Here is a 14,679-nt window from a genome sequence, read left to right on the forward strand (position 1 = left end):
CCCGATGAAAGCGATGCAAAACTTGTGCCATGTCTCTTGGGTGCGCGCAGTTGGCGCTAACATGGGAAGTTAGGTGGTGTGCGATTTGCGTGCTCCACAGTCAGTCATCTCTCAAATCCTGATTTTTATGACCTCCGCATTGGTAAGTTTGAATGGTCCCGTGGGCTCGCATCCCCTGGTCGCCGACCTGGAGGCCGTCGGTATTGAGGTCCTCGCCTGCGTCAACGAATGCTCTAAATTGGTGCGTGACGTGTTGCGCAGTTCACCCGATGTGGTCATTTGCGATGCATCCCTTCCTGGGGATGACTTGTTCAAGGCCTTGCAGATCATTGGCGACACAGCGCCGCGTCCCGTGATCGTCTTTACCTCTGACGGCGACGCGGGGAAAATAACGCGCGCCACGGAGGTGGGTGTGCATGCCTATGTGATCAATGGTTATGCCCAGCAGCGCCTGCGATCGCTCATCCATCTGGCCCAGGCGCGGTTTGATCGCGAGCAGGCCTTGCGTGCTGAAATGCGCGACGTCTCCAGCCGCCTGGAAGAGCGCAAGGTGGTTGACCGCGCCAAGGGCATTTTGATGCGCGCCCGTGAGATGTCGGACGACGATGCCTTCAAGATGCTGCGTACCGCCTCCATGCACAGCAACCAGCGCCTGGGCCAGGTGTCGCAGCACATCATTCATTCGGCGCGTTTTGCGGAGGATGTGAACCGATCGGGCCAATTGCGCATGTTGTCCCAGCGCTTGGTCAAGCTGGCGCTGTTGCAACTGGCCGGCGTTCAGCTCGCGCAAGTGCAGGAGCAGCTGAAAGACTCGATCACGCGCATCGACGCCAACCTGGCAGCCCTGGGAAAAAGCCTCTCCCAGCCCACCTTTGGCGACCTGCTGGAGCAGGTACAGGGCACCTGGTCACAGCTCAAGCCGCTGCTGCAGGGTGCGCCCGCAGCCGGCCACATGGTGCAGCTGGACGCGCTGGCAGGGCAACTGCTGCAGGAGGCCGAGCGCCTGACCGGCAGTCTGGAAAATGCGGGGGCCATGCCGCCCCTGCAGGTGCTCAACCTCGCGGGGCGCCAGCGCATGCTGAGCCAGCGTTTTGCCAAGTACGCGCTGGTCGGCATGCTGGGCATGCGGGCCGGCATTGCGCCGGACGCGCAGGGCCTGGACGAAGCCCGGGCCGCTTTTGAAGAGGCGCTGGCTTACCTGAACACTATTCCGCTGACCAGCAAGGAAATTCGCGCCTTGCTGGAGTCTGCCGCCGTGAGCTGGTCGCAGATGCTCGCCGGGAGCGCCCCTGCGGGCCGCGTCGGGCTGGCCGATCTGGACCGCGTGGCCACGGCCAGCGAGGATTTGCTTGATGTTTTCGACAAACTTTCCGTGCATTACGGGCGCAGCATGCAAATGCTGGTGGGCTGATGGCTAGGAGGCTGCGCGGCAGAAGGAGCGTCGGCTGCAAAGCGGCCGCGACGGCCCATTTTTCACCGGATTTTTGCCCCATAGCTACGGCTATGGCGCTGCAAACCCGGCAAAAACTGTGCTCGCCGGGGCCACTTTTCGCTTCGACGCCTTCTGCCGCGCAGCCTCCTGGCCTGCCCAACCCCTGTTTTGCTGCAGCGCACCAAATTTGGGCGCAAAACTTGCTTGCTTTGGTGCATGGCATTTGACATAGACATTGGTTTTGCAACGCTTGCCGGCCGCAAGGACGTCAATGAGGACTTCTGCGCCGCCATGCTGCCAGAACCCGGGCAGGAGGGTATGGGCTCCATCGTGGCCATCGCCGACGGCGTCAGCACCGGCGGCATGGGCAAGGAGGCCGCCCAGACCACCGTGACCAGTCTGGTGCGCGACTATTACAGTACCCCGGCAACCTGGGACACCACGGTGGCGCTGGACCGCATCATTGGTGCGCAGAACGCCTGGCTGGCCGGGCTGAACCGGCGGCGCCACCCGGCCCTCGGCCTGACCACCCTGACGGCGCTGGTGCTTCGCGGCCAGTCTTATGCGCTGGCGCATGTGGGCGATACCCGTGCCTACCTGCTGCGCGAGGGGCGCATGACGCTGCTCACCACCGACCATGTGATGGATCATCCCGACCTGCGGCACCAGTTGCTGCGCTGCGTAGGTGCGGAAGACCGCCTGGTGATGGACTACACGCAGGGTGACTTGCAGGTTGGCGACGTGTTTGTGCTGCTTTCTGATGGCGTGCACAACGTGATGTCGGACAAAAAACTCCAGGCCCTGGCCAGCGCAGATGCGCAGCCGAATACGGATGGCCAGGCGCAACGCGTCAGCCGCCAGATGGTGGATGCCGCCATTGCAGCAGGCACACCGGACAATGCCACCGCCCTGGTCGTGCGGGTGCTCGGCCTGCTGGATGCCACCCTGGAGGACGAAAACCGCCGCGCGTTGGCCTTGCCGGTGCCCGGCAAGCTCAGGGTAGGGGACAGCCTAGACGGGCTGACCGTCACGGCTCCTGTGGCCGACAACGGCGTCAACGTGCTTTACCAGGTCAGGTGGAATGTGCCCGCAACGGATGCGGGAACAGATCCGGCGGCGCAGGCGTCCAGTGGCAGGCTGTATGCCCTGAAAACCCTGCACCCCGCGCGCGCGCATGACCCGCAAGAGCGCGCGATGCTGGCGCACGAAGCCTGGCTGGCCAGGCGCATGGGTTCATCCCGAGTGGCGGGCCATCTGGTGCATCTGCATGACCGGTTGCCCGGTGGTGGTGAGCCGGGCGCGTTTTACCTGCTGTATGACTGGCATGCGGGTGAAACGCTGCAGCAGATGCTGGACCGCAAACACCGCTTCAGCCTGCCTCAGGTGCTGGCGCTGGCGGCGCAGGCGGTGACGGCGCTGGGCTTGCTGCATCGGCAACATGTAATCCATCGCGACATCAAGCCCGCCAACCTGCACCAGGGTGAAGACGGCGTGCTGCGCGTGCTCGACCTGGGGGTGGCGCTGACAGGGCGCGAACCCGAGGCCATGCGCAAGCTGCACGCGGGCACGCCCAGCTACATCAATCCCGAGCAATGGGGCTTCAGCGCCCGGGCGGCGGCGGCGGGCAAGGACGGCCCGGAAGAATTGCCTGATGCGCAGAGCGACCTGTTTGCGTTGGGTGTCACTCTGTATCAGTTGCTGACCGGCAAGCTCCCCTACGGCGAGGTGCTGCCCTACCAGGCAGGGCGTTATTACCGCGACCCCACGCCGCCCAGCCGCCATAACCCTGAAGTGCCGATCTGGCTGGACCACGTGGTGCTCAAGGCTGTGTCGCGCGACAAGCGTCAGCGCTTTGAAACGGCGGAGGAGTTTTCGCTGGCCATCGAACGCGGCGCTTCGCGGTCTCTGAGCGCACTTCCGGCGACGCCCTTGATTCAGCGTGATCCGGTGGCCCTGTGGAAGATTGCGCTGGCGCTGTCGATGCTGTTCAACGGCCTGCTGGTGTACTGGCTGCTGTTTTTGCCGCGTTAGCCCCCGCGCGCACGGTTTTTGCCTGTTGGCTGTGGTTTACGTATCTTTTTGGCCTCTAGCCCTTATTTGGCGGGTGCGAGTAGCTATAAATTTAATAGCACCATAACGCTATAGCGACAGGCCCAGGAGCTCGGCTGCATCCATGGCGCTTGTGCGGCCCGGCAGCGAAAAGCGCTTGCGGCGCCCGGTTTGCACCGCGCTTGCCACTTCACGCTGTAGCGCGGCACTGGCGGCAATTTTCCAGCCGGCCGCGTGCGCCTGTTTTTGCAGCAGCAAACAGGCGCTGACCGTGTCGCCGACGGGCAGGAGCTGGGATTTTCCGCGCAGCGGGTCATCCAGCTTGGCCAGCGTGACGGCGCCGCTGTGCAAGGCCACGCAGACCTCAAAACGCGGCAGCGTGCGGCCGGAAAAGTGGTTGACCAGGTAGCCCTGCACCCGGTGCGCCGAATCGACCAGCCCCAAGGCCGCCCTGGCGGCCCGCAGTCCGCTGTTCACGGTATCGGTGTCGGCGCTGTCGACGAACACGGCCAGCAAACCCTCGCCGACAAACTGCATGTGGTGAGCGCCAAAGAGGTAGACCGTGTCGCCGGCGTTGTTGTAGAACTGGTGTACGACCTCGCTCAGCTCCGAGCTGGTGAGTTTTTCCGCAAGCGCCGCAAAGTTGACCACGTCCACAAACAGCACCGTGGCATTGGAGAACTTGCGGTCTTCCACCACCGAGTCGGCCGTTGGCCATTTTTCGCCCAATTCCGCCAACAGCCTTTGCTCATACAGGCGGATCAGCTGCTTTTTCTGGCTGCTCAGGGCCGTGGCAATGGCCGCGCCCGTGGCTTGAGCCTGCGCCGACTGCCGCATCAGCTGCTTGTTGAGCTGGGCGGCCGTGGCTTCGCGTAACTCGTCAAAGACGATGGGTTTGGTCAGGTAGTCATCGGCGCCGCTGGTCATGCCGCTGCGCACATGTTCGCGCTCCTGCAGCGAGGTCAGCAGGATGATCGGTGTGGCCTGAACGGCTGGGTCGGCGCGCAGCGCCTGCATCATGGCGAAGCCGTCCATCTCTGGCATGTTGACATCGCTGACCACCAGGTCGGGCCGGTGCTCGCGCACCATTGCCAGCCCGGCGGCGCCGTTGTCCGCCTCCACGACCTCATAGCCTTCGAAGCGCAGCGCTGCGGCGATCAGTTCCCGGATTGTCTCGTCGTCATCGATCACTGCTATCAAAGCCATTTTTTTCCATCCCATAGAGCAGCTGCAGGCCTGAAGCTTACCAGCGCGGATAGCTTTCGCGGCATTTGCACGCAGCTGGCTGCCGTGGGATGCCTTCATCCTGAACGGCTTTCAGCCAATTGCTGACAGTTTGGTTGGTGGCGGCACCCGTGTCGAGGTAAAAACACCCCGGAAGATGCGGCAAAAGTACTAAAGGCGATTTTTCACGAGGCGGTGAAAATCGTGTGCTGCGTGGCGCCCACCCTTTTAGCTTCGCAGAAAGTGTGGGCAAAAGCGCTAGGCGCTTTTATCGCTTCGCTCATCAAGCGCTACGCGCTCTCCCCCCCTTTTTGCTTCGCAGAAAAGTCGGCCCGGCGCTGCGCGCCTCCTCGGCTACGCCGATCACGCACTGCGTGCGCGGCCGCCTTTTAGTTTCGGCTCGCTACGCTTAACTTTGCCGAAGCAAAGTTAGTCTGCACTGGAAAGGTGGGAAAAAGCGCATTGCGCTTTTATCGCTTCGCTCCTAGGCGCTACGCGCCCTCCCACCTTTCTCAGCCCAGGTGCGGGTCCAGCGGATTTGCATGACGCGCAGCATGACAAGCATCACCAGGGCCAGCACAGCGAAAGCGACGAAGCCCCAGAGGTAGGTGCCGGCATATTGTTTGGACAGGCCCATGGCGTTGGGCAAAAAGCCACCGCCCAGAGCGCCGATCTCGCCGATCATGGAGCCGGCCACGGCGGTGGCCAATGGCCAGCGCAGCGGCACGAGCTGGAACAGCGCGCCGTTCCCTGCACCCAGAGCGGCAAAGCACAGCATGAACAACAGTGTGGTCACCGTGAGCGAGGCGCCGGCCAGGCCGCACAGCACCAGCGTGACGGCTACCACGACGAGCACGCCGCTCAGAGTGTTGATACCGCCAATGCGATCGGAGATGTAGCCGCCAACTACCCGTATGGCCGATCCCATCAGCGCGGCCAGCATGGTGAGTTGGCCGGCCTGTACCTTGGTCACGCCGAACTGGTCATGGAAGTAGGTGGGAAGAAAACTCGCCAGGCCGATGAATCCGCCAAAAGTGATGACGTAGATCAGGCTGAAAGCCCAGCCGTCTTTTTCGAACAGGCAGGCGATGTGCTCGCGAAAGGTCTGGTGCTCGATGTCCGGCGGCTCCTTGGCGAAAACCACCATCACGACCATCGGAATCAGCATGAAGAAGGCTGCCAGACCATACACCGCTTGCCAGCCGTAGACCATGGCCAGCGGCGGCGCAAACAGCACGGCCAGCACGGTGCCGGAGTTGCCTGCACCAGCGATGCCCATCGCCAGGCCTTTGTATTTGGGCGGGTACCAGCCCGAGCCCAGCGACAGCGCCACGCCGAAGCTGGCGCCGGCGATGCCCAGCAGCACGCCCATGGCCAGCACGTGATCGTAGGAGCTGATGAAAAAATAGCCAAAGGCCAAGGCCATGACAATCATGCCCATTTCAACCAGCGCAGCGTTTTTGCGTCCTATGTATTGCGCCAGAACGCCCAGCGGAAAGCGCATGAGGGCCCCCGCCAGAATGGGCACCGAAATCATGAAGCCCTTCTGCGCAGCCGTCAGTTGATAAGCCTCGCTGATGAACGGCGCCATGGCCCCGTTCAACACCCAGACGGCGAAGCAGAAGTCGAAGTACAGGAAGGCAGCGAACAAGGTCGGTGCGTGGCCTGATTTGAGAAAGGTGCGGAATCCCGCCATGGTGCAAGTCCTCAGTGAATTGAAGGGTAATTCACAAAGATTGTGCAAAATGCATGCCAACTTGGGGCGCTCGAGGCGCACTCTTGCGGCGCAGTTCAGGCCGCAGAAGTGGATCTTTTTGGTGCACCGCACAAATTACGTGCGGCCATCAGACTTGACGACCCGGCGGGGCCGCTTGGTTTGTCTCAGTGCTTGCGCTCCATGTCCACACACACCAGGGCGGCATAGTGGCTCCAGCGCAGGGTGATCACATAGGGCCGCGTGCGTACCCTGGCCTTGATGCCCTGTGAACCCTGCAGCTTGATGGGCACCGAGATCTGAAGTTCTGCACCCAATGCCTTGCGTGCGTTGCCCGCCAGCGTGTTGGCAATCTCGCCCACCGCGTCCAGCAGGTTGGAGTCGCTGAGGTCGGTTTCGTGCTGCAGCAACAGGATTTCGCGCACCAGCTTGCCCGGCATGGAAACGACGACATGGCCGTTGTGGCTGCCGGTAAAGGTGACGACGCCGTTGAATTCGAAGCCTTCGATGTCACCGGTGCCCAGAAAGGCAGAAGTGATGACGGGCTCCTGCCGCGTGGTGACCTTCAGATAGTTCCTGATGGAGTCGACGAACAGCTTCAGATCAGTTTCATTGAGTGTTGCCATGGCAGCTCCTAACGTGCTTCGAAAACGTCGAGCAGTGCCATCTGCAGTTCTTCGTCGGTAAAAGGCTTGGCAACAAAGCCGCGTGCGCCCAGCTTGAGCGCCTGGATCGCCGTGGATTTGTCGCTCAGGGCGCTGACCACCAGGATGTTGAGCTTGGGATCGATCTTGAGCAACTCCGTGATGCATTCGATGCCGTCCATCTCCGGCATGGTCAGGTCCATGGTCACCACTTCCGGCCGGGTGGCCCGGGCCAGGCGCAAAGCCTCACGGCCGTTTTTGGCCAGCCCCGCGAGCACGATGCCCTTGATCCCGCCGCTCTGCACCACGCGCGAGATGCGGGTGCGGATCATGTTGGAGTCGTCAACAATCATTAGGCGCATAAAGTCCTCCCGGTTTTTTCTTTACCGACGCGCACAGGCTCCCGTATTCGCCAGCCAGGGCCGCGGATTCGGCTTTGCCGGTCCGCAGGCGCAGCGGCCCCCTCGGGGGCAGCGCAGTACACGAAGTGACAAGCGTGGGGGCCATATGGTCAGGCGAAGCAGATCCTGAACTCTGTGTGCTGGCCCGGTGTGCTGGTCAGCAGCAGGCGCGCGCCCAGTCTCTGCACATTGGCTTGAACCAGGTCCAGCCCGACGCCGCGCCCGGCATGCGCCGAGGCTGTGTCGGCCGTCGAAAAACCCGGCTTGAAGATGTGCGCCACGATTTGTTTGTCACTGAAGCTCTGCAGCTGTTCGGCGGTGTACCAGTGCAACTCCAGCAGACGGCTGCGGACTTTGGCCGCATTGAGACCGGCGCCGTCGTCGCGCACGCTCAGTTGCCACTGGCCGCTTTCCTCCCGAGTGAGGTTGACCGCCACCTGGCCCTCCGGCGTTTTTCCGGCTGCTGTTCTGGTTGAGGGAGTTTCCACACCGTGTACCACCGCATTGCGAACCAGCTGGATGGCCACCTCGCGCAGCAGGTCCAGTTTGTCGGCAGGCAGATTCGGCGCGCCGTTCATCTGTACGCTGGTGCTGACCCGTTTTCCGCAGTCGGCGCCGACCTCATCAGCCAGCTGCGTCAGTGTGGTGTGCAGGGCCTGCGGTACGGCCTCAGCCATAACCTGCGCGGAATCGTTGCCCCTTTTCAGGCTCATGGCCTTGAACGCGGCGACCTTGGACAGCAGGTCTTCCAGCGGCAAGGGCAGGGCCAGCAGGGCGTCGCCAGTGGCTGCGCCGCTGTCCTTGAGTTTTTGCAATTCGTTTTCAAACTGGTGGGCCAGCGAGGCGAGGATTTCCAGGCCCAGGGAAGATGCATCGCCCTTGATGGCGTGGATGCGGCGGTAGGCACCATCGACTGCCTTGAGCACCTGGGCCTCCGATGCGGCGGAAGAGGTGCTGCGCAGCAGGTCGTTCACCTCGAGCAGGGAGGCTTCAGCGCGTTCAACAAAGCCGCGCATCATGGCCGGATCGGTCTCAAAGGCCTTGAGCATCATGGACAGCTCTTTTTGCGAGCGCTGCCGCTCGCCGCTCAGTTTGGCCTGCAGCTCCACTTTCTGGGTGATGTCCTGCACGGTGACCAGCAGGTGGCGCACGGTGTTGCCTTCGTGGACCCGGTTGAAGTGAAAGGACAAATAGCGCTTGCTGTCCTGATCGAGGCGATTTCTGACCGTTAACTCCACTTCCGCCAGCGGGTTGATGCCCTGGACCAGCTGTTCCTTGACGTGGGGCGAGAACAGCAGTTCGACATAGTCGCTCGCATCGGTGAGGGCTTTGGGCGATACCAGCGTGGACAAGACCTCGAAAAAGTTCTGACCGGCAACCAGCGTCTTGCCGAACAGCGCATGTGTTGAGCGCGAAAGCTGGGAGCCGAGCCGGTGCTCGGGCGTGAGCAGGAACAGACCTTCGCGCACGCTCGCGAGAATTTCCCGGTTTTCTTCGGTGGCCGCTTCGATGGCGGCGTCCGAAGTGTTCAGCCGGCGCAGGAACTTGAAGAGAATGAAGGCGAAGTTCAGCAGCGCCAGGACAATGCCGACGGTCTGCACCATGCGCAGTGCGGTTGCCCGGTCAGAAGCCACGGCTTCCAGCGCGGTGGTGAGTTGGTTCATCAAGCCCAGCAACTTCAGGTTGTTGGCCTTGGCGTAGTCCACCGCCTCCTGCAACTGCTGGTTCGAGGCCGTGCCAGTGAGCACAGGCGCCAGTTTTTCCTGATAGGGTGTCCAGATGTCCTGCGCCTTCTTCAGGATGTCCAGCGCCTTGTCGCCTTCGGCCGCCCGCAGGAAAACAGGCTTGCTGTCGCCGCCCGGCACGGTGGCTCCATGTTGAAAGCCCTTGAGAGACGCGTCGAACAGCCTTACCGCGCTTTTCAGTTCTTCCAGGTCCTTGTCGGCGGGCTGGCCTTTGCTGTGTGCCGCATCCACCGCCAGCAGGGATTTGGCCGTGCGCTGCGACAACATGCGCTGGCGACCGGACAGGTTGACGCCCAATGCGTCTTCGGCAATCTGGAAGGATGTGTAGAAATTCAGGACCAGGACGCCCAGGTCGAACAGCAGGAACAGCGCCACCGCAATGATGATCTCGCGGTATTTGCCGAAGGAAGCCATGCCGTGCGTGCGCCGTGCCCGCGCATGTGGCGACGAAGATGGAGCGGCCACCAGAGGCGGGCCATTGGCAGGTAAAACAGCGGACATAAGCGTCTTTCGTTGCTAAAAAATGCGGATCGGTCCTGCCCCGCCTCGGATCAGGCGGCTTGTCAGGAAGGGCTTGGGCGAGCGCTTGCCTCCAGTCTCACGATGGCTCTGCTGCCTTGTGCGCCTCGACCATCACGCCGGAGAGCGTGCCGTAAGCGGCGGTCCAGGCCTCGCACACCTCGGGCGTGAAGTCCTTGCCCAAACCCTGGGACAGCGTGTCCAGCAGCGCGGTGCCGACAACGGGGTAATGCTCCGGTCGGGCGCCATAGGCCACATGGCGCTGAGCCAGTTTCTGTGCAGCCGGCACGATCACGTCAAGCCGGGTCAAGCCATTCACCACGGTAGCGAGCATCGTCATCAGCTTGCGGCCCTGCTCGGTCATGTCACCCCTGAACAGCGGCCGCACCTGCGGCGCGAGTTCAAACAGGCGGGCATAAAACAGTGCCGCGGCCTGCTCCGCAATGGGCGCGACCTTGGCGAAGCTGCTCTGGACGAGTTCAATTTGTTGAGGTGTCATCGTGGCGCCTTTCCGTTTTCAGTGGCTGCCTTCAGGCGGCTTTTTCTACATGGCCCTGGCGGGTGTAGAGGAAGTCGATCACGGCCTTGCGGTAGCCGAGGTAACGGATGTCTTCGGCCAATGCCACGCGGGAGCGCGGCCGCGGCAGGTCCACCTTCAGCACTTCGCCGATGGTGGCGGCCGGGCCGTTGGTCATCATGATGATGCGGTCCGACAGAAGCACCGCTTCGTCAACGTCGTGCGTCACCATGACCACCGTGCTTTGCGTGGTGGCGACGATCTGCAGCAACTCGTCCTGCAGCTTGGCGCGGGTCAGCGCGTCAAGTGCGCCGAAAGGTTCGTCCAGCAACAGCACCTTGGGTTCCATGCACAGCGCACGGGCAATGCCGACCCGCTGCTTCATGCCGCCGGAGATTTCGCCGGGTCGTTTTTGCGCAGCGGTAGTCAGGCCCACCATGGCCAGGGCCGCCTCGGTGCGGGCCTTCAGCTGCGCCCGGTTTTCGGTGGCACCAAAAACGCGCTCGACCGCGAGATAGACGTTTTCGTGGCAGGTTAGCCAGGGCAGCAGCGAATGGTTCTGGAACACCACGGCGCGCTCCGGACCGGGGCCGGAAATTTCACGGTTGGCGCAGAGCAGGGCGCCCTGCGTCGGCGTTGTCAGGCCTGCGACCAGATTGAGCAGCGTGGACTTGCCACAACCCGAGTGACCGATCAGCGTGACGAACTCGCCTTTGGCCACCGTCAGGTTGATGTTTTGCAGCGCGCAGAACGGCCCCTTTTTTGTTTTGAAGGTCTGCTCGACACCCTGGATCTCGATGTACTTGGTGGTTAGTGACATGTTCATGAAATTTCTCCTTGGATCGTTTCACCCGGACCTGCCGAGGTTCGGCAGGCCGCAGTGCAGACGGAAATTAAGTCTTTACTTCTTCAAAAGTGAAGGCTGTGGCCAGCTTGATCAGTGCGAACTCCAGCACCAAGCCCACCATGCCGATGACAAAAATCGCGATGATGATGTTGGTGACGTTGAGGTTGTTCCACTCGTCCCAGACCCAGAAGCCGATGCCGACACCGCCGGTCAGCATCTCGGCGGCCACGATCACCAGCCACGCCGTGCCGACGGCCAGGCGCACGCCGGTGAGCATGTAGGGCAGCACGGCGGGAAAGAGGATTTTGGTGAAGATCTTCCACTCGCTGAGGTTGAGTACGCGCGCCACATTCATGTAGTCCTGCGGCACGCGCTGCACACCGACGGCGGTGTTGATGATCATGGGCCAGATCGAGCAGATGAAGATGGTCCAGATCGCAGCCGGGTTGGCGCCTTTGAACACCAGCAGGCCGATTGGCAGCCAGGCCAGCGGCGACACCGGGCGCAGCAGGCTGATCAGCGGATTGAACATGCGGCTCAGGAAAGTGAAGCGCCCGATCATGAATCCGGCAGGAATGCCGACGGCGGCCGCCATGCCGAAACCGATGGCTACGCGCTTCAGCGAAGACAGCACGTTCCAGCCTACGCCCTGGTCGTTCGGCCCCTTGCTGTAGAACGGGTCGCTGAACACGTCCAGCGCCTGGCGAAAGGTCTCGACCGGCGAGGGAATGCTTTTGCCCGTGGACACGGACACCAATTCCCACAGGCCGATCAGCAGGCCCAGCCCAAGCAGGGGAGGCAGCACGGCCATCCAGATGCCGTGCCAGTCAAAAGGCACTTTTGCAGTCGTGGGTTGATTTGCTGGAACAGGTTCCTTTCGGGCAGCAGCCCGCGCTGCATCTGCACCAGTAGCTATGGTGTTGATAGCGGGCTTGCCGGCGCCCGGTGTTGGTAACGACGGGGCAACGGGCGCCTCGTCGAAGGGGGTGTGAAAAACAGCGCTGACCATGGTGTGTTCTCCCTCTTCAGACTTTGATCTTGAAGCCGTCGGCGTATTTCTTCGGGTCCTTGCCATCCCAGACCACGCCGTCGATCATCTTGCTCGTGCGCATCACGTCTTTGGGCACCGGCGTTTTGCTGGCAGCGGCGGCCTCTTTGTAGACGTCGATGTGGTTGACCTGCTTGGCAATGCCGAGGTAGTCCGGATGGTCCTTGATCAGGCCCCAGCGCTTGTGCTGCGTCAGGAACCACATGCCATCGGACAGGTAGGGGAAGGTAGCCGCGCCGTCGTTGTAGAACTTCATGTGGTTCGGGTCGTCCCAGGTCTTGCCCAGGCCGTTCTGGTAGCGGCCCAGGATGCGCTGGTTGATGGCGTCCACGCTGGTGTTCACATAACTCTTGTCGGCCACCGTCTCGGCCATCTTCATCTTGTTCTGCAGGCCGGAGTCAATCCAGCGGCCCGCTTCCAGGATGGCGGCCGTGACGGCGCGCGCGGTGTTGGGGTATTTCTTGACGAATTCCGCCGTGGTTCCCAGGGTTTTTTCCGGGTGATCTTTCCAGATGTCCTGGGTGGTCACGGCCGTGATGCCGATGCCGTCCATGATGGCGCGGTGGCCCCAGGGCTCACCGACGCAAAAGCCGTCCATGTTGCCCACCCGCATGTTCGCCACCATCTGCGGTGGGGGCACCACGATGGCGCGGGCGTCCTTGAAGGGATTGATGCCTGCGCTGGCCAGCCAGTAGTACAGCCACATCGCATGGGTGCCGGTGGGGAAGGTTTGCGCAAAGGTGTATTCGCGTTTTTCCGTGGCCATCAGCTTGGCCAATGATGCGGCGTCTACCGCACCCTTGTCAGCGATTTTCTTGGACAGCGTGATGGCCTGGCCGTTGTTGTTCAGGCTCATCAGGATGGCCATGTCCTTCTTGGGACCGGCCGTGCCCATGTGTACGCCGTAGATCAGGCCGTACAGCACGTGCGCAAAGTCGAGTTCACCGTTGACGAGTTTGTCGCGCACGCCGGCCCAGCTGGCTTCCTTGGTCGGGATGATCTTGACGCCGTATTTTTTGTCGATGCCCAGCACCGAGGCCATCACCACTGAGGCGCAATCGGTCAGCGGGATGAAGCCGATCTTGACTTCCTTCTTTTCGGGGGCATCGGAGCCCTGGGCGTAAACAACAGCGCGCAGGGCCGGGCTGATGCCCGCGGCGCCGACGGCGGCGGCTTGCAGAACGGTGCGGCGCGTCAGTGAAGATTTCAGCAGTTCGGTCATGGTCGGGACTCCAGAAGTGAAAACAAAAAATAAAAGCGAAAAACAAAAAAGGCGCTCGACCCGGGCAAACACAAGAGATGTGAATGCAGGGTGCGAACGCCTTTGTTCCTGGAGGCATTCCGCTTCGCCGTTGAAGTGGAATACCTTGTGTTTACCTTCTCAGCAAAAGCTGTGCCAACCAGAGTTGAAAGCCTGTTTTACAAGAAAGTTTTAGTAAAAATGGCCGTTTGCCCTTATACGACGGGCGTGAGCAGCTACTTATTTAATAGCAATGAAAATGCCCCGAAGTTCCGGAAAGAAGCTGGCGAGGTTTTGCACTGTATTTGTGCGGCGCACCATTTCGGCGTTAAGGCCGTCAACCCAGCAGGTCGGCCGCGTCGAGCATGCGCTGTGCCACCTCGCCCAGGCGCAAGCCCTTGTCCATCGCTGCCTTGCGCAGCTTTTCGTAGGCGACCTTTTCATTGAGGTTTTGACGTTGCATCAGCAGACCCTTGGCGCGGTCAATCACCTTGCGGTCCTGCAGCTCAGTCCGGACGTCGGCCAGTTCGCGGCGTAGACCCTGCTCGTGTTCAAAACGCGCCATGGCGACGTCCAGAATGGGGCGTATGCGCTCGGGGGACAAGCCGGCCACGATGTAAGCGGATACCCCTGCGGCGACAGCGTCTTTCACATGACTGGTGTCGTTGTCGTTGGTAAACAGCACGATCGGGCGCCGGGCATCTCGCGTTGCCATGACGACGTGTTCGAGCGAATCGCGCGCCTCGCTTTCAGCATCCACGATGATCATGTCGGGCTGCAGTTGCGCCAGGCGTTCGTCCAAAAAGGTGTCCGCCGGCAGCACGGCGATGACGTTGTAACCGTTTTCGAGCAGGCCGATGCGTAACTGGCGCGAACGCTCTGCCTGCGCCCGCGCATGGTCGTCCGTGGACACACTGTCCAGCAGATCTGGAGCAATGATCACAAGGCGCAGGGACTGGGAGGGCGTCATGGTCGGTTTGCTGCAAGATTCGAGCCAGTGGATGTGGCCCCCACGGTCGTTCACTGCGTGTAACTCCCTGCCCCCCGAGGGGGCCGCTGCGCCTGCGGACTGGCAGAGCCAGATCCGCGGCCCTTGCTTGAAGGGGAGGTTGTCTCTCGTGCCGGGCCGTTTAACGGATGGCATCTGAGCCGAGAGGACATTTCCCCAAAGGAACTTGATCCGCTTTAATTGACACTGGTTTCTCCGTTTTCACAGATTTCGTATGTGGCTGGTGGCAAGTATCGCAGCGACGAGTGCAACCGGCGCTCGTTGTAGAAGCGAATGTAGCTGCTCAGCGT

The 14,679-nt window shown here is 61.7% G+C and carries 12 protein-coding genes; 2 read left to right on the plus strand and 10 right to left on the minus strand.

Going from position 1 to position 14,679, the window contains the following annotated elements; all coding sequences use genetic code 11:
• The first annotated feature begins 127 nt into the window (after positions 1-127).
• Together B0B52_RS00735 and B0B52_RS00740 are read left to right on the plus strand one after the other, a co-directional pair.
• Positions 128-1,411 (plus strand): type IV pili methyl-accepting chemotaxis transducer N-terminal domain-containing protein, encoded by a 1,284-nt coding sequence (locus B0B52_RS00735; RefSeq protein ID WP_077591694.1) that lies wholly within the window; start codon positions 128-130, stop codon positions 1,409-1,411.
• Positions 1,412-1,648: 237 nt separating this feature from the next.
• Positions 1,649-3,463 carry a bifunctional protein-serine/threonine kinase/phosphatase gene (locus tag B0B52_RS00740; protein WP_077591695.1) on the plus strand — a complete coding sequence of 605 codons (1,815 nt, stop codon included), beginning with the start codon at positions 1,649-1,651 and terminating at the stop codon, positions 3,461-3,463.
• Between the two features lie 108 nt (positions 3,464-3,571).
• On the opposite strand, the gene B0B52_RS00745 is transcribed toward B0B52_RS00740, so the two are convergent.
• From B0B52_RS00745 to B0B52_RS00790, 10 genes are all read right to left on the minus strand, one after another.
• Positions 3,572-4,687, minus strand: a complete 1,116-nt coding sequence (locus B0B52_RS00745) for a response regulator (RefSeq protein WP_168173451.1) — start codon at positions 4,685-4,687, stop codon at positions 3,572-3,574.
• Between the two features lie 502 nt (positions 4,688-5,189).
• Positions 5,190-6,401, minus strand: coding sequence for a nitrate/nitrite transporter (locus B0B52_RS00750; RefSeq protein WP_077591697.1), 1,212 nt, complete (start codon positions 6,399-6,401; stop codon positions 5,190-5,192).
• Between the two features lie 185 nt (positions 6,402-6,586).
• Positions 6,587-7,045, minus strand: a complete 459-nt coding sequence (locus tag B0B52_RS00755) for a chemotaxis protein CheX (RefSeq protein ID WP_077591698.1) — start codon at positions 7,043-7,045, stop codon at positions 6,587-6,589.
• Between the two features lie 8 nt (positions 7,046-7,053).
• Positions 7,054-7,425 carry a response regulator transcription factor gene (locus B0B52_RS00760; protein WP_077591699.1) on the minus strand — a complete coding sequence of 124 codons (372 nt, stop codon included), beginning with the start codon at positions 7,423-7,425 and terminating at the stop codon, positions 7,054-7,056.
• A gap of 149 nt (positions 7,426-7,574) precedes the next feature.
• Positions 7,575-9,710, minus strand: a complete 2,136-nt coding sequence (locus B0B52_RS00765) for an ATP-binding protein (protein WP_077591700.1) — start codon at positions 9,708-9,710, stop codon at positions 7,575-7,577.
• Positions 9,711-9,807: 97 nt separating this feature from the next.
• Positions 9,808-10,227, minus strand: coding sequence for a globin family protein (locus tag B0B52_RS00770; RefSeq protein ID WP_077591701.1), 420 nt, complete (start codon positions 10,225-10,227; stop codon positions 9,808-9,810).
• A 31-nt stretch (positions 10,228-10,258) separates the two neighbouring features.
• Positions 10,259-11,071 (minus strand): ABC transporter ATP-binding protein, encoded by an 813-nt coding sequence (locus B0B52_RS00775; RefSeq protein ID WP_077591702.1) that lies wholly within the window; start codon positions 11,069-11,071, stop codon positions 10,259-10,261.
• 67 nt (positions 11,072-11,138) lie between these two features.
• A complete protein-coding gene (gene ntrB, locus B0B52_RS00780) occupies positions 11,139-12,101 on the minus strand; it encodes a nitrate ABC transporter permease (RefSeq protein WP_077591703.1) in 963 nt (320 codons plus the stop codon).
• Positions 12,102-12,117: 16 nt separating this feature from the next.
• A complete protein-coding gene (locus tag B0B52_RS00785; RefSeq protein WP_077591704.1) occupies positions 12,118-13,362 on the minus strand; it encodes a CmpA/NrtA family ABC transporter substrate-binding protein in 1,245 nt (414 codons plus the stop codon).
• Between the two features lie 355 nt (positions 13,363-13,717).
• Positions 13,718-14,350, minus strand: a complete 633-nt coding sequence (locus B0B52_RS00790) for an ANTAR domain-containing response regulator (protein WP_077591705.1) — start codon at positions 14,348-14,350, stop codon at positions 13,718-13,720.
• Positions 14,351-14,679: the final 329 nt, after the last annotated feature.

The sequence above is a fragment of the Polaromonas sp. A23 genome (genome assembly GCF_002001015.1).
In the GTDB taxonomy this organism is placed as follows: domain Bacteria; phylum Pseudomonadota; class Gammaproteobacteria; order Burkholderiales; family Burkholderiaceae_C; genus Polaromonas.

Bases quoted from the DNA above. Each gene is read 5' to 3' on its own strand.
- B0B52_RS00735 (WP_077591694.1), top strand. From the start codon at position 128: ATGACCTCCGCATTGGTAAGTTTGAATGGTCCCGTGGGCTCGCATCCC.
- B0B52_RS00740 (WP_077591695.1), top strand. From the start codon at position 1,649: ATGGCATTTGACATAGACATTGGTTTTGCAACGCTTGCCGGCCGCAAG.
- B0B52_RS00745 (WP_168173451.1), bottom strand. From the start codon at position 4,687: ATGGCTTTGATAGCAGTGATCGATGACGACGAGACAATCCGGGAACTG.
- B0B52_RS00750 (WP_077591697.1), bottom strand. From the start codon at position 6,401: ATGGCGGGATTCCGCACCTTTCTCAAATCAGGCCACGCACCGACCTTG.
- B0B52_RS00755 (WP_077591698.1), bottom strand. From the start codon at position 7,045: ATGGCAACACTCAATGAAACTGATCTGAAGCTGTTCGTCGACTCCATC.
- B0B52_RS00760 (WP_077591699.1), bottom strand. From the start codon at position 7,425: ATGCGCCTAATGATTGTTGACGACTCCAACATGATCCGCACCCGCATC.
- B0B52_RS00765 (WP_077591700.1), bottom strand. From the start codon at position 9,710: ATGTCCGCTGTTTTACCTGCCAATGGCCCGCCTCTGGTGGCCGCTCCA.
- B0B52_RS00770 (WP_077591701.1), bottom strand. From the start codon at position 10,227: ATGACACCTCAACAAATTGAACTCGTCCAGAGCAGCTTCGCCAAGGTC.
- B0B52_RS00775 (WP_077591702.1), bottom strand. From the start codon at position 11,071: ATGAACATGTCACTAACCACCAAGTACATCGAGATCCAGGGTGTCGAG.
- ntrB (WP_077591703.1), bottom strand. From the start codon at position 12,101: ATGGTCAGCGCTGTTTTTCACACCCCCTTCGACGAGGCGCCCGTTGCC.
- B0B52_RS00785 (WP_077591704.1), bottom strand. From the start codon at position 13,362: ATGACCGAACTGCTGAAATCTTCACTGACGCGCCGCACCGTTCTGCAA.
- B0B52_RS00790 (WP_077591705.1), bottom strand. From the start codon at position 14,350: ATGACGCCCTCCCAGTCCCTGCGCCTTGTGATCATTGCTCCAGATCTG.